General features: G+C 39.9%; 14 protein-coding genes. 5 read left to right on the top strand and 9 right to left on the bottom strand.

Features of this window, described 5'->3' with window-relative positions; genetic code table 11:
- Nucleotides 1–80: 80 nt before the first annotated feature.
- The 7 genes from SKC38_RS12290 to SKC38_RS12260 form a co-directional block, all read right to left on the bottom strand.
- The gene (locus SKC38_RS12290) at nt 81–3,287 is read right to left on the bottom strand and encodes a TonB-dependent receptor (RefSeq protein ID WP_377977444.1); all 3,207 of its coding nucleotides are present in this window, start codon (nt 3,285–3,287) and stop codon (nt 81–83) included.
- Between the two features lie 166 nt (nt 3,288–3,453).
- Complete coding sequence (locus SKC38_RS12285; protein WP_377977443.1) at nt 3,454–4,911, bottom strand: inorganic phosphate transporter; 1,458 nt, start codon at nt 4,909–4,911, stop codon at nt 3,454–3,456.
- Between the two features lie 103 nt (nt 4,912–5,014).
- Entirely contained in the window at nt 5,015–5,818 is an 804-nt protein-coding gene (locus SKC38_RS12280; RefSeq protein ID WP_377977442.1) for a tyrosine-protein phosphatase, read from the bottom strand.
- Nucleotides 5,819–5,826: 8 nt separating this feature from the next.
- Nucleotides 5,827–8,682 (bottom strand): TonB-dependent receptor, encoded by a 2,856-nt coding sequence (locus SKC38_RS12275; protein WP_377977441.1) that lies wholly within the window; start codon nt 8,680–8,682, stop codon nt 5,827–5,829.
- Between the two features lie 18 nt (nt 8,683–8,700).
- The gene (locus SKC38_RS12270; RefSeq protein WP_377977440.1) at nt 8,701–10,197 is read right to left on the bottom strand and encodes a choice-of-anchor I family protein; all 1,497 of its coding nucleotides are present in this window, start codon (nt 10,195–10,197) and stop codon (nt 8,701–8,703) included.
- A gap of 89 nt (nt 10,198–10,286) precedes the next feature.
- Nucleotides 10,287–11,873 carry a SusD/RagB family nutrient-binding outer membrane lipoprotein gene (locus SKC38_RS12265; RefSeq protein ID WP_377977439.1) on the bottom strand — a complete coding sequence of 529 codons (1,587 nt, stop codon included), beginning with the start codon at nt 11,871–11,873 and terminating at the stop codon, nt 10,287–10,289.
- 34 nt (nt 11,874–11,907) lie between these two features.
- Complete coding sequence (locus SKC38_RS12260) at nt 11,908–15,123, bottom strand: SusC/RagA family TonB-linked outer membrane protein (RefSeq protein ID WP_377977438.1); 3,216 nt, start codon at nt 15,121–15,123, stop codon at nt 11,908–11,910.
- Nucleotides 15,124–15,367: 244 nt separating this feature from the next.
- Here SKC38_RS12260 and SKC38_RS12255 point away from each other — a divergent pair, with 244 nt between their 5' ends.
- From SKC38_RS12255 to SKC38_RS12245, 3 genes are read left to right on the top strand one after another with little or no spacing between them, the layout of a single operon-like run.
- Nucleotides 15,368–16,093 (top strand): HAD family hydrolase, encoded by a 726-nt coding sequence (locus SKC38_RS12255; protein ID WP_377977437.1) that lies wholly within the window; start codon nt 15,368–15,370, stop codon nt 16,091–16,093.
- Nucleotides 16,086–17,243, top strand: a complete 1,158-nt coding sequence (locus SKC38_RS12250) for a TIGR03364 family FAD-dependent oxidoreductase (protein WP_377977436.1) — start codon at nt 16,086–16,088, stop codon at nt 17,241–17,243. Before SKC38_RS12255 ends, SKC38_RS12250 begins: the two co-directional genes overlap by 8 nt.
- 1 nt (nt 17,244) lies before the next feature.
- On the top strand, nt 17,245–18,300 hold the full coding sequence (locus SKC38_RS12245) for an alkaline phosphatase (protein ID WP_377977435.1): 1,056 nt from the start codon (nt 17,245–17,247) through the stop codon (nt 18,298–18,300).
- Here SKC38_RS12245 and SKC38_RS12240 read toward each other — a convergent pair.
- Nucleotides 18,291–18,731, bottom strand: coding sequence for a GNAT family N-acetyltransferase (locus SKC38_RS12240; RefSeq protein ID WP_377977434.1), 441 nt, complete (start codon nt 18,729–18,731; stop codon nt 18,291–18,293). The two genes, SKC38_RS12245 and SKC38_RS12240, sit on opposite strands and share 10 nt — an antisense overlap.
- A 97-nt stretch (nt 18,732–18,828) precedes the next feature.
- On the opposite strand from SKC38_RS12240, the gene SKC38_RS12235 reads away from it, so the two are divergent.
- Complete coding sequence (locus tag SKC38_RS12235) at nt 18,829–19,374, top strand: phosphonate degradation HD-domain oxygenase (RefSeq protein WP_377977433.1); 546 nt, start codon at nt 18,829–18,831, stop codon at nt 19,372–19,374.
- Nucleotides 19,371–20,642 carry a DUF5690 family protein gene (locus SKC38_RS12230; RefSeq protein ID WP_377977432.1) on the top strand — a complete coding sequence of 424 codons (1,272 nt, stop codon included), beginning with the start codon at nt 19,371–19,373 and terminating at the stop codon, nt 20,640–20,642. The genes SKC38_RS12235 and SKC38_RS12230 overlap by 4 nt, the downstream gene beginning before the upstream one ends.
- 66 nt (nt 20,643–20,708) lie before the next feature.
- On the opposite strand, the gene SKC38_RS12225 is transcribed toward SKC38_RS12230, so the two are convergent.
- A complete protein-coding gene (locus SKC38_RS12225; protein WP_377977431.1) occupies nt 20,709–21,773 on the bottom strand; it encodes a phosphoglyceromutase in 1,065 nt (354 codons plus the stop codon).
- Nucleotides 21,774–21,889 lie beyond the last annotated feature (116 nt).

Genomic DNA, 21,889 nt, shown 5'->3' with positions numbered 1-21,889 from the left:
AGTTACATAAAAGATGAAGTAGAATACAAAAAAAAGCCGAAGGATTTTCCTTCGGCTTTTTCATTTAAGACAAGATGCGACTAGAATGTATAGCGTGCACCTGCTTGCATCTGCCATCTTGAACCCAATTGATCAATTGAGTAAGGTGTCGTAGGTACTGCAAACTTATATGTTGGATCAGCAGCTGTACCCGAATTAACACGAGATAAACCTAAACTAGCTGTTGAGTTAAATGTGTTTGGAGAGAAATAAAGTCTTCCCCAATCCTTGTTAATCAAGTTCGTTGCATTGATGATATCCAATGAGAATTGTAATTCGTGACCATTCGATACTTTGATTGCATGTGAAATTTTCATGTCCACAGTTGCATTCCAAGGTGTACGACCACCGTTACGTTCTGTGAAATCACCTTTACGTGTTTTCAAATACTCATCGCCATTCACAAAATCCATGAAAGCCTGTGCTTGTGTCGCGGCAGAGCCTAATTTAGAATCTGAAACAAAATAACGTTCTGCTTCGGTAGCATCTTTAAACACATAAGCTAATCCAGCTGCTTGTGGCGTATTTGCAATCGTACTGTTCACAAAACCCCATGTGAATGGCGCTCCTGATTGTGCGGAGAACACACCTGAAATTGTCGTTGCTCCAGCTTTCTTCCAGTTAAACGTATATCCAAACTGACCGATAATACGGTGACGAATGTCAAAGTTTGAATACGCTAATGAAGGATTGTTCGGGTTCAAAGACTGATTCAACTGCCAGTTTGATTCCATCGAGTTACGAATACCATTTGTCAAGTCATAACTTTGGCCATAGGTATAAGCAGCCATGAAGTTAAATCCGAAATCATACGACTTCGTTACTTGCGCAGTTAAGCTAAAACGGTGACCTTCAGACGTGTTCGCTAATTCGTAAGCATTTGAGAACGAAGTATTCAATTTCTGACCTGTTGCGCCGCCCGACAAGTAAATAGGCATTTGACGTTGCGTATCGTAGCTATAGTACTTCACAGAATCTTTCAAGTTAACCATTTGGAATTTCAAGTCCGAAATGGTTTTTGTGTAAATACCTTCCAACGTAATCTTGTATCCATTGATCGTTTTATCAACAGCTAAACTACTTCTCCAAACCTGTGGCATTTTGAAGTTATTTGCCATCGCATCTACTTGCGTCAAACTCTTTTGACCATTGTTGAAAGCAAACGTTTTTGCTCCATCTTTCAACACATCACCTACGTTCTTACCTGCTACGTTATTCACGTCAAAGGCTCCGTAACCAACACCATCATTGTAGAAGGCATAACCCAACCAAGCAAATGGAATACGACCCGTGAAAATACCTGTTCCACCGCGGACAATCGTCGAGCGATCACCGTTCACATCGTAATTGAATCCTAAACGTGGAGAGAATAAGATTTGACCAAAGATTGAATTACTTACTTTGTTTAATGGCGTTGCTGCTGTATAAGTCGTACCAGCATTCACATCCGTTGGAGTGGTTGCCAATTTCGGGCTTAAGTTAGGAGCATCTGTGCTCGCTAAGTCAAAACGAATACCTGGAGACAATTTGAATTTTTCATTCACTTGAATTTCATCTTGTGCGTAAACGCTGTACAAACCTACATTAAAAGTTGCATAAGGATTGTTGTAGATGTAATCACGATCGTTGTTTGTGAAGCTGTAAGATCCACGAACACGGTTCACATTAGAAGCTAAGAAATCTGCTACGCTTTTGTAAGACACACGACCATTCCAAGAATTCACAAAACCATAGTTGATGTTGTATAGCTCATTATGCGTTCCCACTAAGAATGTGTGATCTCCTTTGAACCACGTGATGTTATTCGTGAATTCAAAAGTCTTTTGCTTCATGTTAAACACGGTCGCCTCACGCTCATTTCCTAAGAAGATTGTTCCACCGTTTGCGGCAATTTCCACTTGAGGAAAAGCAAAGTTTGAACTAGATGGCGTACGGTAATCTCGGATGTCTGAGTACCCTAAAATCAAACTGTTTGAAGCACTACCAAAATGGCTTTTTAATTCCGCAACAGTTGAGTTTGTTTGATTATGCTGCTTAAAGTCCATTGAACCAAAACGGAAGTTGGCCGCATCACGCTCTAAATTCGAAGCTTCTGAATTAACATAGCTGTTACGAATAGACAATTGATGCTTATCCGAGATATTCCAATCTAAACGATTGAAAAACTTCGTGCTTTGTGAGTAGATAGAGTAGTCGCCAAATGCACCAGCATCAAATCCGTAATTTGATTTCAAGAAAGATGAAATTTGATTCGCAGTTGCCTCATCAATAACACCACCTTTATCGCCCGCTTTGTAGAACAAAGGCTCGTTGCGACGCGTAATTTCTTCGTTGGTAAATAAGAACAATTTGTTCTTAATCAAAGGTAATCCCAAACGGAAACCTGTTTGATAATCTGAATAACCGCTTGGAATCGCAGCGCCATCACCCGCATTATTTGGGCCAGTTAAAAATGCATTACGACCGTAACCATAAACAGAACCCTTTACTTGGTTTGTTCCTGTACGCGTCACCGCATTGATAGAACCACCAGTAAAGTTTCCGATTTTCACATCGTAAGGAGCTACATATACTTGAACATCTTGAATCGCATCCAAAGAGATAGGATTTGTACGTGTACTAGAACCTGGCATACCTGAAGTTCCTGATTGACCTCCTAAAGATGGGCTAAAACCAATCGCGTCGTTGTTAATCGTTCCGTCAACTGTTACGTTATTATAACGGAAGTTGGTTCCTGCAAACGAGTTACTCGAGCTACCTTGTGGCGTCAAACGCGTCATGTCTGTTAAACTCCGATTCAAAGTAGGAACTGCTTTGATTGCCGTTTCACTGATTGTAGTCACAGAACCTGTACGTGTACCGCCTTTGTCGGCCTTCACAACAACCTCTGTCAACGTAGTCGTTTCTTCAGAAATGATTACATTGACATTCGGATTTGCACCCAAAGTCAAGTTCAAGTTTTCTGCTTTAAATGTTTGATAACCGACGAATGAAACCGTTAAGGTATAAGGACCACCCGGATTCATATTGGCCAACACGAAATTTCCATCAATTTGTGTAGCCACGCCATAACGCGTTCCTGTGGGCGTGTGCACTAGAACGACGTTTGCACCAGGGATTTCTTCTCCTTTGGCATCTTTCACTTTACCACTTACGGTTGAAGTTGTGATCTGCGCATTTGCATCGAATGAAAAAACGGCTAACATGATCATCATCAGCGCGATTGCCGACTTGCTAAAATTGTACATTTTTTATATTGGTTGTTTTAACGAGTACAAAGGTAAGTCGCTCAAACAAATCCTATGTTAAGAAATTGTTAAGAGAATATAATCGAAACATTAAGACTAGCTTGCAAAACAAAAAAAAGGCCTGAAATGAATTCAGGCCTCTTAAATGAAATAATATCGATAACAATTATCCCGTAATCCAACGGAATAAAACGAATAAGGTTGCTGATAAAATGATTGTAATAGGCAAGGTTAATACCCATGCCATGACAATATTTTTAACTGTGCCACCTTGTAAATTTTTAATACCGCGATTGGCAACCATTGTTCCAGCAATACCGGAAGATAAAACGTGAGTCGTACTCACGGGCCATTTGTAAGCAGTTGCTAATCCAATGGTCAATGAAGCGATTAATTCAGCAGATGCTCCTTGTGCATAAGTCAAGTGATTCTTTCCAATTTTCTCACCAATCGTTACAACAATACGCTTCCACCCTACCATGGTACCTAATCCCAAGGAAAGTGCAACTAGCCACATCACCCAAGCCGGAGCAAAATCGGTAATCCCAGCAATTCCACTTGAAGAACTTGCTCCAAAACTAAAGAAAGGAGCCTTTTTACCAGCTGTCGCTCTTTTTAAAGCATTTAAATCGGTTGCAGATAAAGCAACAGATTCGCTTTCAATTAACTTTTTAGCATTTTTATTAATTGTCAATGCGGCCTTACGAATTTGGAATTTTTGATCTACCGATAGTTTGGCAGTTGTAAGTCCGTCAACTAAAATCGTATCTAATTCATCACCCGCTTTCAGTACTTTGTGATAGCTTTCTACTTCTTTCTCCGACAAAGGAACTGTATCAATTTTAGCAACAATTTGTCTCACTTGTATCAAGCTCGTTTTCACTTCCACCAGGTCCAAATTTGTATTTACAGCAAAGTATCCAGGTAGGAAAGCGATTAAGATAACCATCACCAAACCGATACCTTTTTGCCCGTCATTCCGCCCATGAAAGAAAGAAACGAGGGTACAGGTTGTCACCAAAATAGCACGAATCCACAAGGGTGGAGGAGTATTTTTCTTAGGCTCTTTGAAAATCGCTTTATTCTGAACGGTCTTCTTTAAGATATACATCAAGATGATCGCCAATGCAAAACCAAACAGAGGAGAAAGCAATAAAGCCTGTCCAATTTCGATCGCTTTATCCCAGTTGATTGCCGAAATTCCTTTATTTGAATTCTCAGGTAAAAGCGCGTGTCCAACTCCAATTCCAATAATAGAACCAATCAAGGTATGCGAACTAGAAGCTGGAATTCCCAAATACCAAGTTCCTAAATTCCATAAAATAGCCGAAATCAAAAGTGATAAGGCCATCGCCATGGAATGATAGACATTAGAATCTATGAGCAATTCCGTGGGTAGCAAACCAATGATACTCATGGTGACACCCACCCCTCCTGTCAATAATCCTAAGAAGTTCATGAAGCCAGACCATACAACCGCCTGCGTTGGTTTCAACGAATGCGTATAAATTACCGTTGCAACAGCATTAGCTGTATCATGAAATCCATTGACAAATTCAAAAGCACATGCTGCGAATAAGCAGAAGAACAACAAAAAGAGGAGAGTTGGATCGAGTCCGAACATAGGAATTTATTTAAGGAATTCGAAATTTAACAAAATTAACAGAAAGCACATAGCTCAATATTACGGAATTGTTAAGAATGCTTCCGCAGAATTAAATTGTCAACTAATTCAAATATCGATTACGAAGCTTTTGTAAGCTTTTTTGATCCAAGCCTAATTCTTGACTTAAGAAATTATCCATGGAACCATATTGCTTATCAATAGTAGCTAAAAAAGTCTCCATATAGAGAGCAGGCGCACCTAACATCCCTTTGGCCTTTGCTTCACTCATCCCTGACTTAACCATCATCAAAATCATTTTTTCCTGGGTAGCCTTCCAATAGTAATTAGTTGCTTGGTAATCCGCAATTATGGTATTTCGGTCAACACCTAAACTTGATAAAACTAATGCTGCGCCAATGCCTGTACGATCCTTACCTGCTGTGCAGTGAAATAACATCGATTTACCAACTTCTAAATTAAGCAATTGGTCAAACATGGGTTTATATTTTGCTTTTAGAAATGAGGTGTTAGCATACATGGCTAGGATTAGAGAATCCGAATTCATTTTCGCGTAATTAACCGTGGTAGGTAAAGATTCGCTCCCCGCAGGTAAATTTAAATACATGGCACCCGCAGGCAAACGATCTGGACTTGCTTTAATTTCAGCTGGACCGCGTAAATCACAAACGAGCGAAACATGCAAATCTTGCAATTTTTGTAAATCTGAATCAGTCAATTTACTAATATCAGCAGAACGATAAACCTGCCCCCATTTCACTTGCTTTCCATCTTGTGTTTTATAACCTCCCAAATCTCGAAAATTTTGGGACCCTTGCAAAACCACTTTACGCTGTAAACTATCAGCAATTTGTGCGTTTGAAATCGTGGCGATTCCCATCGCCACGATAAATAATATTTTTTTCATGTTACTAATTAAAATAATTCCCAACGAACACCCGCTTGCCCTCTGCTAGAATACCATTCCAACATAGTCACGCGACGTTCATCTCCTAAATACGTTTTCAAAGGCTCATTTGTCAAATTATTCAATTCAACAAATGCTTTAATTCGCTTACTAACTTGTACACTCGCGGAAGCATCAAGCGTGAAATTTTTACCCGTGTAAGTATAAAAATCTTTTCCAAGAGTTTGGTTAATCGTCTCCAAAGAAGCTCCTCGGAAATTACCTGCCAATCGAAGCATTAAACCATTTCGCTCATAGTATAAAATAGCATTGTATAAATGCTTAGACTGATTTGGCAAGGTTGTTTTATCCATACGCGTGGTTCCAACTACAGGTACAGAAGCCTCACTTTGAATATTCGTGTAATTTGCCTCCACACCTAAACCACTTAAGAATCCAGGCAAGAATGTTAAACGCTTATTGATACCGATTTCAAATCCCAACAAATGACCATTTGAAATATTGGAAGCTTGAGTTAACATATAATTCACCCCATTGATGCTTTCCATGCTGCGATTTGAAAATACGATATCTTTCAATTGCTTATAAAAAACACCCCCTGAAACAATTCCTAAATTGTCAAAATAGTGCTCATACATGATATCAAAATTATTCGCCCGAGTTGGCTTCAAACTCGTATTTCCACGTGAGATTGTCGGAATGGCTTGCGTCATATCCACATTTTCTCCTGGATTCAGGTCAGAGAAATTCGCGCGAGAGAATGTGCTTGTATAGGCCAAACGTAAATTCGACTTCTCATTCAATGCAATCTTCGCGTGGAACATAGGCAACAGGTTCGTATAATTTGTTGACTGTGAAATCGGAGTTACACCCGAAGTGGTAACTGTACCAACTTTCGTCGTCGAAAGCTTATTTCCATCCAATGTCAACATCGTTGACTCCGAGCGAATTCCCCCAATTAAAGTAATTGCATCCGTCGGCTTATATTCAGCCATCAAATAAGCCGCTAAGACCGATTCATTTGCTTTATATTTCAAGGTTGCATTGGTTGCAGGAGATACATCACGCATCCCATTCGCAGTCAGAGCTGCCGGCGAATACAAATCAAACAATCCTTGAGGAGTCAATGGATTTACGATGAATGCCGAATAATCTAATTCCAATGGATTGAAATATCCAGCACCAATTGGAAACTCTTCACGAGGCAAAGTTGACAAAGGAATTAAAGCGGGAGAATTAGGCACACCTAACGCTGCATTTGGCACAAAAACAGCAGTTGTTCCGAAAGATGCATCTCGGTTTTTAACGCGGTATTTTAAACCTCCTTTTAACTTCAATTGCGAGTTTGCTTCATGGGTAAAATTCACCTGCATATTCTGATCTGCCTCTTCTGTATCTAGGCCATAGATTACCAATTGCTGCAAAGTCAATTTGGCTGGATCCATCTTCTCATTGGCATCGGCTAACATGGGATCAAAAAGCAATGGATCTTGACCGATACCATCCGGTGAATCGAAATTCCAATATTTCTTTCCATTGGATGACAAGCCAATAAATCCTCCGTTAATTTTCTGACGAAATGTTGAGATGGGTAAACCCTTTGTGCCATTTGTAGGTGGCGTTTCCAAATAAAAACGCGATATGTAGCTAGAAGCTAACCAATCAACTTTAAGTTTTTCTCCAAAAAAATGTTCTCCACCAAATTCAAATCCATTCAATCCAGTTTGATAATGTGAATAGCGGTAATTGTATTGATAACGCTTATTAGTATAATCGACGTAAGACTCGTGCACTGGACGAATGTCATTAAACTTATCCCATAATCCACGTGAATAAATTTTATGATTGTTGTTGAATTTGTATTCAATTCCATAAGTCAGACCATAGGTTTGGCGCTTACCCATATAGCGTTTAAACATGATGCTATTGACAGATGTGCGATCCATTGCGACAGCAGAACCCGTGTTGTATGAAACATCATACGAATCCGTACCCCAATTCCGATCCCAGAAAGCCCCGGTAACGACAACACCTAATTTTCCTTTAAAAAAACGGTCACCAAATGTCAAAGAACCATTCGTTGATCCATTTTGTGAAAATGCATTGTAACCACCAGCTGCACTGACATTTAACACGCGTTTTGCTGGCGCAGTCTTTGTCACAAAATTAATAGAACCTCCAATCGCATCAGCTTCCATATCAGGAGTAATGGCTTTCGAAACTTCAACACGTTGAATCATTTCTGATGGAACAGCATCAAGAATAGACGCGCGCGTACCATAGACAGATGCCGACGGCAAGCGACTTCCATTAAATAACGTTGATGTCCATGAAAAAGGTGTACCACGAACCGTTGCTTGATCTGCTTCCCCGTGATAACGTGCTACAGCCACACCTTGAATACGCTGAATAGCTTCCGCTGCATTTCGATCCGGTAATTTACCTATGGCATCAGCAACGACTACATCCATGATGGCAATGGCATTTTTCTTGATTGAATAGGCTTTCGACTGCGAGCCTGCCACAAAACCTTTAACAATGACTTCACCTAAAGTGTTATTTGCTGGCTTCAACGTAATATTACCCAAAGCAGTTAGGTTGCTTGAAAGAATAATCGTTGTATCTAAGTTCTCATATCCGATGAATGAAAATTGCAAATCAACTTTTGTTTGTTTGGATAGCATCAAACGAAAGTCTCCATTTTCATTTGAAATCGCTGCCAAATTTGAACCTTTTAACCGGACAGTAGCCCCAGGAAGCGCACCTTCCGCGGAAATCAATTTCCCTTGAATCCCTTGCGCCATTACATCTATTTGAGAAAATAACGTAAGCGCAAAAATGTATGTATAAATAAACTTTTTCACAATCGTGTCGATTAAATATTACAATGAATAAAATTTGACTTGACCATCATTTTCAGATGAAACAATGAGCAAAGGCTTACCTGTTGGGCTTTTATCCGCAGCAACAAATAATACTCCTTCAGGAGCATCTCCCGTTTTAAGTGTCATAATAAAAGATGGGTATCTCGGATTGGTCACATCAAAAATCATCAACGCATCCGTACGCTCACATCCTAAGAAAGCATAGGTCCGATTTCCAATTTTACCTAATGCGATACCTTCCGGTTCTGAACCTTTATCATCAGACCGTGCATCATCATATAAGCCAGCAGCAATGGAACGCTGATCAACTTCATTTTGCGTATCATAAATTTGAACACCTGTAAGACCATTCCAAACTGACATTGAACGAGCTCCCAAAGAATACAATTCATCGAAATCGCCATCTCCATCTGTGTCACCTAAGGTCGTTGTAACATTTAATCGACCAAGAACAGCATCTGCTTTCAAGGCAGTACCAAAAGGAAAATTGGCATAATCTAAAGTCAAATCTTTTACGCGCTTAATTTCAGCAAAAGCAGTATACTCGCGCGCATCTCCTTCATTTGCAGTAAACAAATATGGAATCCCATCCTTTTCTTGAACAGCGATTGCATCAGGCATATACATCCCTTTTACTTTTGCATAAGCACCAAACCCAACTTTCGAATCTTTGTCAGAAAAGTCAAACGCATTATTGGCCACACTGTAATCTTTAAATCCCAAAGGAAAAACATCCGTAATTGCCTGAAGATTCAAATCAATTTTTGCGATTGCGTTATTTTCCTGTAAGGTTACCCAAGCCGTTTTAGAATCCTCTGAAACCGTAATGTATTCGGGTTCTATATCTTTTACCAATGTTGCCTTAGGCCCAAAAACACGTAAACCCTTCTTTTTTAAAATTGCTGCATATGACTCAAATCCGGCAAAATTTAATGTCTTCACCGAATAACCCGCAGCGATATTAATGACAGATACACTGCCTTCAGGGTCTGTTAAATAATCATCAGAAGGTTCGCCTTCATTAGCAGTTAAAATCAAATTCCCATCAGGCGAAAACGTAACCATATCCGGCAATGCACCTACAGTAATTTGCTTAATCTCCGTCAAATCATTGGTATTAAACACGACACACTTACCCGCATTTTGCTTTACTTTGGCCTCGATTGCAGCGGCTAATTTTCCATTGGAAACGGAAAGACTATTCACATAACCGCCATAAGGTTCCATTAATATTTTGGAAACCAACTTAGGCGAGGTAGGATTCGATAAATCCAACACATCTATTCGATTAACATCAGAATTATTAACGACGAATAATTTCTTTGTAGCTGGATCATAGGCCGAAATTTCTGAAGCTCCTAACCCACCCAAAGTGATACTTCCCACTTCTTTGAATTCAAATACCTGAGGGTCATTTTGAAAATTTCCCAATTCATCTTTTTGACAAGACTGTAATGCCAAAACGACGATGGCAGAAAATATTATTCTTTTCATGAATATTAATTGTTTATGTCCAAAAAAGTGGCAGAACAATGTCCTGCCACTTGATAAGAATCACTAATCAACTTTAGAAAACTATAAACTTATTTAATTAACCACATGATATCGTTGATATCATCCTTGCCAGCATATTGACTCGCAATTGAGGCCGTATAATTCGTAGCGTTTGTCGTACGCTCCGTTGTTGGATAAATCCATCGCTGTGCAATACGACCTGAATTACCATTACCTACACCAGTATAAAACTTAGGATAACCCGTTCTTCTCCAATTGAAATAAGCTTCCATTCCTGAATTCATGAAGAATGACAAATACTTTTGAGATACGATTTGCTCAATTGCTTTATCGGTAGCCAATTTAACAGCTGGTTGAGCATAGTAGTCAGCAAATGTAAAATCTACATTATAAGTTACTTGATCAGCAGCAGCCATTGAACCTGTTTTTGAATAAACCATTGCGTTAGCTCCGTCTTTGATGCCATAGAAAGATTGAGAGGCTTGGATACCTTTTTTGTACCAATCTTCTGTCGTTCCAGTAGCCCAACCCCGTGCAATTCCTTCTGCAATGTTGAAGCACAATTCAGGATAACCTACGATGAATGTATTCTCTGCTGTATAGTTCTTGTAATAACGGTTACGATTTTGAAAAGAGTATTTTCCTGGGGCAAAACCCGCTCCATTACTAATACCTGCCTTAGATGACATATCTGCCAAATCCTCACCAGAACTAGCACCTACGAATGATGTATAATCAGATGGCAACTTTCCTGATTTCAATTCAAAACCTGCAGGCTCGCAAGTAATCATTACACGAGGATCTTTTAGGCCAACTAATAAATCTACATAAGCCGCAGACATATTTTGACGTGTTGCATCAAAACCAAAGTTGTCAGGATTTGATGGATACTTATTAAACGCATTCCAAACAAATTGTAAGCTCTCTGCATTTGAAGTTAACAAAGGATACTTCGTCGGATTAGTAACCATCTCAGCAAACTTTGCTTTTACGCCTAAATCTGTATCCGCCTCTTTCTTAGATAAAGAAATCAAAACACGTAAACGATAAGCATTTACCGCCTTTTGCCATTTTTTCAAATCACCTCCGTAATAGATATCACCCGAAACTGTTTGTCCTTTGGCAATTAATGATGTCAAATCTGTGTTTGAATCATCTAACCACTTCAAGATTTGAACATAAATTGCCTTTTGCGAATCATACTTTGGGGCAACTCCTTCAATACCTTTTAATGCTTCAGTCATAGGCAAGTCTCCTACACGCTTCGACATTTGATCGAAAAAATAAGCACGGAAAAACTTACCTAACGCTGAGTAGCCATTAACATCTGCTAAACCGGCACGCTTCGCCTCTTCCTCCATTTTTACTACGTTTTTCAACGTCGTATATTGGTTAGGCATTTGTCCGAAAGTATATTCATTATTCGCATAATAGTTATAGTTTGAACAATAGAACTGGTTCCAACGCATCTCTGCTGAGAATGGACGTCCATTATCATTGAAGAAACTATTTTCAATCCCTTGTAATACAAGCGATGCTGGTACGTTAACTGGACGGTTGGAATCAAATTCCAACTGATCAAATGGTTTCTCGCAGCTTGTTAAAGAGAGTGCTACGACACCCATGATTCCGAATAAATAATTTTTAATTTTCATTTTATATAATTTATATACGATGACTCGATGTGGATTAAAAAGTAAGGTTTAAGTTCACCCCGTAACGACGTACTGATGGAGTTTGAGGGCTCGAGCTACCATCACCGATGTATTGATTTAAATCAATATCCTTTTTCTCAGCGAAGTACAATAAATTACGACCCACTAAAGAAACAGTAGCTTGGTTAACATATTTACCAAACCAAGTTTTGGGTAGATTAAAAGTCACATTAACATCACGCAACATGCTGAACGTACGGCTCATCAAGTTACCTTCATCTGAATTATAGTAACGCGAAACATAATCCTGTACAAATTGCTTTGTTGCATTTGGCGCGTATTGTAAAGCTGCGTAATTCGTAACTTTTCCATCCGAGTCATATGCCAATGCAACACCATTACTTACTTGAACACCTTCTCCTACGAATGCCTTAACACCCAAGGCATCTTGTGGACGCGCTGCAGCAAAAATACCTTCTGTTGTTCCGATGTGACGACCACCGCGGTAAGCTTGTCTTTGTGTGTAGTTGGAAATCACACCACCCACACGACCATCAAATTGGAAGCTTAAGCTTACTCCTTTGTATGTCAACTTATTGTTGATACCATATACAAAATCAGGATTTAAATTACCCAAGTATTGATTAACTGGCGCGTAGATTGGTCGGCCTGATGCATCGTTAATAATTTGGCCTTGTGGTGTACGAACAAATGCACGACCGTAAAATTTATCCACACGATCACCAACCTTTAAGAAGGTATTCAAGCTATTCACACCTGGATAAATCTCTGTTAATTTTTCAATGTAAGAACCGTAGTTAGCAATCACATCCCATGAAAAATCCGCTGTCTTTACTGGCGTTCCAGTTAAAGAAATATCAAATCCATTCTTCTCTGTTTTAATACCATTAACTAAAGCCGCTGTGTAACCAGAGGTCGAAGAGATTGGCAAAGAGAAAATCGATGGACCATCTTGTGAATTCCAATAGGTTACATCTAAACCAATTCTATTTTGTAAAATACGCAAGTCCATTCCAATTTCCTTCTGAGAAGTCTCGGATGGATTCAAATTAGGATTGTTCAAGGTATTCGTAAAATACGCTGCCGTCTGGTTATTGTAAGCGAAAGACGTCGAATAAACTGCCGAGTTCGTGTAAGAAGGTCCATCATAAGGTGAGTTATAATTCTCTCCTGAATAAACTCCAGCCATATTACCAATCGTTGATTGTGTCAAACCATCCTTAACGTTTGCATATGAGGCACGGAATTTCAAGAATGAAATTACCTCAGGCAATTTCACGTAATCCGTTAATACCGTCGAAGCTGCAACGGATGGATAGAAGAATGTGTTATTACCTGAAGGCAATGTTGACAACTTATCCATACGACCTGTTGCCGAAACCGTCAAGAAATTCTTATATGAAAAGTCAGCAGAGTAATAAGCCGACAATACGCGCATTTCAGAACCAAAGTTCGCGATTTTTACAGGGTTCGCTGAGTTAGCGAAATTGTATAAACCTGGAACATTTAGGTAATCCGTTGTTCCATAAATTGAACGGTATTGGAACGTACGCATCGAAGCACCCGCTGTAACTTTTGTATTTAAACCTGAGAATAGGTCTTTGTCATAAGTCAACAATAATTCTGTATTATTTTCGAACAACGAACGACGATCTTCACGGTAATCACCACGACGTTCATCGCGACCATAAGTACCCGCTGAATAAGGGAATTTCTCTGTACGAACCATGTCCCAAGTTGTTACTTGTGTACGACCTAAAACTTCTAAGCCGTCTGCAACTTGGTAACGAAGGGATGCTTGACCAACCACATCGTTTTTGTAATGGCCACGTAACCATTCATATGACATGAAATATGGGTTATTGTAACGCTGGTATTCCGCATAAATTTGTTGGGTACCTTCTTTACCAGCTTGCCAGTAATTGCGCATATCGGCTACGTTCCAATCTGCGCCTGCCCAATAAACGATGTTATAAATAATCGAGTTAGGACCATAATTTACATCAGGAATATTCGGAGTATACTGGCGATTGTATTGTAAATTAGACTCAAACTTCAACTTATTTGAGAATTTATAATCTGCTGTTACGTTAAAGTTAGAGATGTTCAATTTTGTGTTTGGCACAATTCCTTTTTGATAGATATGCGAGGTAGAGAAACGTAAATTGTATTTCTCACCCGTTGCAGAAACGGAAATGTTGTTTGTAGATAAAACACCTGTTTCTAAGAAACGCTTTAAGTTGTCTTTTCCACGTGCAATCCAAGGTGTTCCTTGACGAACGCCTGTAATTGGATCTACTGGAGAATCATACTGAGGAATCAATTGACCATTAAAACGAGGTCCCCATCCACCATCATAATCACCATCATTCAATCCACCACCTTTACCGTCACCGAAAGCATAAGCGCCATGATCGCCAGGACCATACTCGTCTTGAACTTCAGGAATTGCATAAAAACCCTTTTCCATCATCGTAGAAGAGTTTACTTCTACAGAGAAACCACGCTTATCTTTCGACCCACGCTTCGTTGTAATTAAAATCGCACCATTTTTTCCACGGAAACCATATAATGCAGATGCTGAAGCTCCTTTCAATACCGAATAAGTTTCAATATCATCAGGTGAAATATTCCAAGTATCTGAGTTGATTGGAACACCATCAACCACATATAAAACTGTTGAGTTACCACGCAAGGAAATATTCGGCTTACGTAATAATTCCGGCTGAGCACCAATTGTCAAACCCGCAACTTTACCAGCTAACGCATTAATAGCATTGGGCTCACGCGATTTCACAAGACTCGATCCATCAACCGTTTGAATAGCTACACCAATCTTCCGAACGTCTTTCTTGATACCCAAGGCCGTTACAACGACTTCTTGTAATTGCTTTTCATCTGTTATTAAAGCGACATTAATTGTTGACTGTGTTCCAACTGAAACTTCTTTAGCAGCAAATCCAATCATTGAAAATTGCAAAATTGCATTATCGCCTACTTGGATCGAAAATTTACCATCAGCACTTGAAGTAGTACCTTTCGAACTTCCTTTTAAGCGAATGGAAACGCCAGGAACTGTTGCGTTATCATTGGCTGAAACAACCGTACCACTTACGGTACGACTTTGGGCTAATGTAACCAAGCCCGAACAGGTAATCATTGCAAAAACGAACCAAAACGCAAGTTTCGATCCCTTTTTCACAAGTAAATTGGGTAGATAGTTTTTCATTTTTGAATTGTTTGTTAAAAATTTTCACAAAACTAGTTGAAGCCTTTTAGCCCAAAATAGAGTGCTTGCAAAATTATTGTTAAGAAAAGTGCGCCTATGTTTTCGAATTGTTAAGGATCTGAACGATTGCCAAAAAGAGCGCAATTAATCTTCAAAAAATACAACAAATAAATGCTTAACAATTTCATCACAATGCGCTAACGATGGATTAATCTCCAATGTGGATATTCGAAAAAATATTACCATGAAAGCAATTAAATTAGTAGTCTTTGATATGGCGGGAACAACCGTCCTGGATCAACATGAAGTTGAAAAATGCTTCAAACAAGCTGCCCTAAAAAATGGCCTAAATTCATCCGATGAACGTATACTTGCCTTGCAAGGCTATGCCAAACTTTGGGTATTCCGCACTTTATGGACCGAACAGCTAGGCGAGAACAATCCGCTAACTGAGGAATTGGCACAAAAATCCTTTCAAGACTTCAAAAGCATTCTGGAAAATCACTACCGGACCGAGCCGGTTTTACCCACAGAAGGTTGTTTAGAAACGTTTGAATTTTTACACAAGCAAGGAATATACATCGCTTTGACTACCGGCTTCTACCGCGAAGTTGCTGATATCATTTTATCCAAATTGGGCTGGGGACAATCCTTGAATCGAGACTATAAAAACATTAACAATAAATCAGGCATCCACCTTTCTGTTACGCCAGACGAAGTTGGAGGTAAAGGCAGACCTGCTCCCGACATGATTGAATACGCGATGCGCCAATTAGGGATCACCGATAAACAACACGTTATCAACATCGGTGATACGCCTGTCGACTTACAATTTGGCATCAATGCAGGAGTCGCTTATGCGCTAGGTGTATGCAATGGAACGCATACACGGGAACAATTAGCTAAGCATGCGAACGATGGATTACTCAATGATATTTCAGATTTAATTGATTTCATTCAACATGATTAAAAACAAAAAATACGATTTGATTATTGTCGGCGGAGGTGTAATAGGCACATTTTGCGCCTACCACGCCCTACTCAAAAATAAAAGTGTTCTATTATTAGAGAAAGATGCTCAACCCTATGAGGCAAGCTTTCGAAACTTTGGACAAGCGGTTCCTTCAGGACAGCGGCTGGATACTTGGTTTGAACATGGAAGAAGGTCCCTCAAAATTTACAAGGAACTTCAAGAAGAACTCGATATTTCTTTGGTACCAAACGGATCTTGGTATGTAGCTTCGGATGATGAGGAACTAGGATTACTCGAGGAAATGAGTGAGCTCTTAAACGAACGTGATTATAAAAATCGCTTATACACGGCCACGGAAACGAGCGAAATCAACCCACACTTTAAAAAAGACTACGTCAAAGGGGGCTTATTCTTACCAGATGAGGCATCACTAAACCCTTTGGTCATGGTTCATCGCGTTCGCGAATATTTAATTAAAAGCATGGGGCTTCATTACCAAAATTTATGTCCTGTCATTGGTGTAGAAAAAAAACGGGGTATCGCCATGTTGACTACCGCCAATAAAAAAACTTATTGGGCGGATGATGTCATTTTAGCGAATGGTCGGGATACTCAATTCCTTTTTCCTGAACATTATCCGAGCGATGAATTAAAAGTGTGCAAATTGCAAATGATGCGATTGGCTCCACAGAAGAAAATTCTAAAATCCAATATCTTAACTGGGCTTACGATTCGTCGGTACGAGAGTTTTCATTCATGCCCATCCTATCAAAAACTCAGCACGAAACCCGAACATGCACCTTTCAAAAAATACGGTATTCACATGCTTTTTAAGCAAGCGGATGATGGCTCCATTATTTTAGGGGATTCACATGAATATGCACCTGTGCATAAAAGTGCTAATTTTGGATTTGAAATTTCCCGTGAAATCAATGAGTTGATGTTAGCCGAAGCTAAACGTATCACCAATTTAGAAAAATGGGACGTTGACCAAACTTGGGCGGGTTATTACTTACAAGGCACGGAGTCAGAAGTATTTACCAAAACCATTGACGATGTGATTCACATTATTAACGGGATTGGAGGAAAAGGCATGACGACGAGCCCGGGTTTTACACAGAACTACATCAAAAATTTATATCTCTAAGATGAAAAAAATTATTCTTTTTTGCTTGTGCAGCATCAGTTTATTTGCCCAGAACAAACCCAAAAACATCTTGTTTTTAGTAGGTGATGGCATGGGAGTGAGTCAAATTTATGCCGGCTTAACTGCGAATAAAGGCCATTTGAATCTAGAGCAATTCAAGGTGATTGGATTTCATCGCAACCAAGCATCAGACAATTATGTGACAGATTCCGCCGCAGGAGCGACTGCTTTTGCGATAGGAAAGCAAACGTATAATGGGGCCATTGGTTTGGATTCCTTAAAGCAACCGAGTGTTAGTCTTTTGGAGCTTGCTGAACAAAAAGGTTTATCCACGGGGCTAGTCAGCACGTGTGATATTACAGATGCGACGCCTGCTTCGTTTATCGCTCACCAATTCAAGCGTGCGATGCACGAAGAAATAGCGAAGGATTTCTTGAAAACGGATGTTGATGTGGTAATCGGAGGGGGGCGCAAATACTTTGAGGCGCGCCAAGACAAGCAAAATTTATTGGACACCTTGCGTAAAAAGAATTACGCAGTTTTGGGAGATATTGCTTCGATGGAATCCATTCACCGAGGCAAATTAATTAACCTATATGCAGCAGAAAATCCGATAAAAATGTCGGAGGGTCGCGGAGATGCTTTGTTAAAATCCACCAAAAAAGCCATCGAACTTTTATCGCAAAACAACAAAGGATTTTTCGCTTTGATTGAAGGATCTCAAATCGATTGGGGCGGACATGCGAACGATGCGCCCTACGCCGTTGCTGAAATGATCGACTTCGACAAAAGCATCGGATATGTATTGGAGTTTGCCCGTAAAAATAAGGAGACGTTGGTGATTGTCACGGCCGACCATGAAACGGGAGGAATGGCACTGATGGGTGGCGATATGAAGACTGGCGAAGTTAAAGCTGCCTTTACAACCAAAGGCCATACGGGGCAAATGATTCCCGTTTTCGCTTTTGGTCCTGGAGCAGAAAACTTCTCAGGGATTTATCACAACTACGATTTATTTACCAAAATGCGGGACGCTTTGCATTTAGGTCAAAAATAGATTGTAAACTTTTCATGTGAGTTTCGAAAGCCCACGGCCTGATAAAAGGCGTGGGCTTCTTTTCTTCGCTTATTCGATGTTACCTCAAGCGAGACAGCTCCCCATTTTTGTACTTGTTGGACGACATCTTGAATCAACTTCTTTCCGTAACCCTTTCCTTGTTGGACTTCCGTGACGATCATTTCTTGAATTTCACAAACTAAGCCCTGATGATGCAATAGGTATTGCCCCCTGCAAGAAACAAACCCGATGATTCCATCCGTCGAACTTTCTAATACCCGCAACAGGGTCATCGGATCGGCTAGGTAACTAGCTAGAATTTGATTAAAAATCGAGGGATCCGATTGGTTATTTTCCAACTCATTTAACAGCAGAATTAGCGCCTCGGAATCCGTCGCATTCGCATCCCGGATTGATACATCATTTGGCATATTACGAAATCATTATCGCGGCGTAAAATGTGCTTTAAATAAGCAATAGGCCATTTTATACCAACATTGAAGGCGCTAATTTAAGTAAAAATTCGCCATGAACACATTGATAGAAAAAATAGAAAATCTCTTTCTAAAAGCCGGAGATTCTGAATACGGAGGAGAATCGGTTACCCAGGGTGAGCATGCGCTTCAAGCCGCCTTTTTAGCCAAATCCGAAGGCTATGATGCACACCTCATAGTTGCTTGTTTATTACATGATGTAGGGCACATGCTTCATGCTTTACCTGATGATGCACCCGAGCAGGGCATTGATGATTTACATGAAGAATTAGGCTTTCGATTCTTGGAAAAATATTTTATTGATGCGGTTGCTGAACCCGTGCGACTGCATGTAGACGCTAAACGTTATTTGTGTGCAAAAGAACCCGAATATTTTGGCCAATTAAGCGAGCCTTCCCTAATCAGTTTAGCCTTGCAGGGTGGCCCCATGTCGGCAATAGAATGCCAAGCATTTGAATCCAATCCGTTCTATCGCGAAGCAGTCCAGCTCCGACGAATAGATGACTTAGCTAAAATTCCTAATCTGGAAGTTGACCCCATCAGTTCATACGGGGAAATGTTGAAAATAAGCGCCAAATGATCGCCTATATTTCAAGCGAAAATAAATCGTTTTCCTTAGCACATTGGACAAAGCACCCGCTTTGGTCGATGGTGGCCGCTTTCGGTTGCTATTTTTGTGTCTATGGATTTCGTAAGCCTTTTACAGCGGGGCAATATGTGGATCAGTATTGGTTGGGAATCCATTGGAAATCTATCTTAATTTCTTCACAAATTGCGGGATATATGCTCTCCAAATGGTGTGGCATCTTTTTTGTATCCTCCATCACTTGGGAAAAACGAGCACGTGCCATTCTCATTAGTATTTTGATTGCCGAATTGGCCTTACTCGGTTTTGGAATTGTACCAAAGCCCTGGAATTTGGTTTTCCTAGTCATGAATGGACTTCCATTAGGAATGATTTTCGGCTATATTCAAGGCTTCTTGGAGGGCAAGAAGAATACGGAACTTTATATTGCAGCCCTCGGATCCAGTTTCATTCTGGCAGATGGAGTGTCTAAGTCTGTGGGAATAAATATCTTAAATTGGGGAGTTTCTGAGACATGGATGCCCTTTTTTGCTGGATTATTATATGCCTTGCCTTTATTGTTTTTTGTATGGATGTTGACGCGCATTCCGAAACCAAGTGAACAAGAAGTGGCGGATCGAGCAGAGAGGACACCAATGAATCAAGCTGATCGGATCCATTTGGTGAAACAACTATGGCCAGGAATCCTTACAATCAGCATCCTGTATTTATTCGCATCATTATTACGTGGTATGCGATCTGATTTTGCCCCCGAAATTTGGAAATATCTGGGCTTCAAAAGCTTACCTGAAACGTATTCTCAAACGGAAATTTGGGTAACGGTGGGAATTCTTGCCATCAATGGCAGTTTGGTGCTGATACGAAGCAATTACAAGGCATTTTTTACGAGTATATTGGCGATTGCAACAGGATTTCTGCTTTTAATCATAGCTGGATTTTGGGGGATCGATTCCATGGGACCCTTTTGGCTGATCGTATTAACTGGATTTGGGATTTACCTTCCATACTTAACCATTACGACATCCGTTTTTGAACGCATGATTGCGATTACGCGACATAAGGCCAACATCGGTTTTTTAATGTATATCGTAGACTCCGTGGGTTATTTAGGATACAACGTTTTACTCCTTTCCATTGGATTTATTTTCCCTAATCTCGATATACCTGAATTGTTTTTTACTTGGGTAAAGCTACTAGGAATCGCAGGAATGGCACTTTGCTTGATTTCAAGTGCCTATTTTATCAATAAACTGAAGCAATAAAGACATTGAATGGCCGTTAGACTGACGCTGGCAGGGTCATGACCCTGCCAGCGTCTACCCCCTAACTTATTTCTTTGCCGATTGAAAATTCAATCCCATAAGTGCTGAAACTTGATGAATCAATTCGCGCTGATAAACTTGCTCTTGACCATGAACTTCACCTAAAGCAGGAACCTTCGCCCCGATCATCGCATACCAAATCTCATGGCAATCTTTTACCTTGTCACCATGCGATGTCCATTGTGCTTTAATCTTATCACCACGCCCATGATCAGTCGTAATTAAAAGCGTAGTTTTACCTTTATACAAAGGATCAGACTCTACGAAATTCCAAATTTCAGATAGCCAAGCATCGAATTGATGCGCAGCATTCAGATAGTGACCATAATGCCCTTCATGCGCAAATTCATCTGTCTCACCATATGAAATGAACATCGCTTTTGGCTTCTTATTTTTCAAATAATCCATCGCTTGAAAATGCATATAGTTGTCTAACACCTCCACTTCACCAAATGCACGAAATGATTCTTTTGTCATACGTGATAATAATTCACTTGATTGCGTTTGGGCATAAGCGTGATAATCATCATATCCATTTATCACAGGGAAACCTGCACGCTTCTCATTCAAAATACGATCAAATGCATCCCAGGCACCGAAAGCAGCCACAGACCCTTTATAGGCAGAAAGGCCGTTCAAATACTCAAAGAAATTCGTATTAGGATTCGGTAGGTATTCATTCGAATTAACAGCCGTGTCAACTTGACCTGTCAACAACTCACTATATCCTGGATAGGAAAACCAATAAGGATTTGCCACATTGACCAAAGAACCCAATGAACGATTCCCGTGTAATTGACCCTTTTTAGCAATCGTTTTCCAGAAAAAAGGCAATAATTTTTCCCTACGTACATTAAGCTCTGGAGCCCAATAGTTCTTAATGATGTTGGCACTATCGCCATGATGAAAACGCTTGACTTTTACGATGGATGAATCTACTCCACCAAAAACTTCTTGCCAGCGAAAGCCATCCGTCATAATCACAATGACCCGATGATCAGTAACTTTTTGTGCCTGCACAGCGGGCAAACAAACAAAACAAAATACTACTAAATACAAATACTTGAACATGACGAATTCGATGGTTGAAGAACAAATATAGCGAAGGAAGACTAAGGAAACATTATGCGAAAATTAACAATAGGTTTTTTTAGTTGCGAATCATATAAGGTTATATAAACAAGAAA

It is taken from the genome of Aquirufa echingensis, assembly GCF_042714525.1.
In the GTDB taxonomy this organism is placed as follows: domain Bacteria; phylum Bacteroidota; class Bacteroidia; order Cytophagales; family Spirosomataceae; genus Aquirufa; species Aquirufa echingensis.
This window is presented reverse-complemented; position numbering and strand designations above follow the sequence as displayed.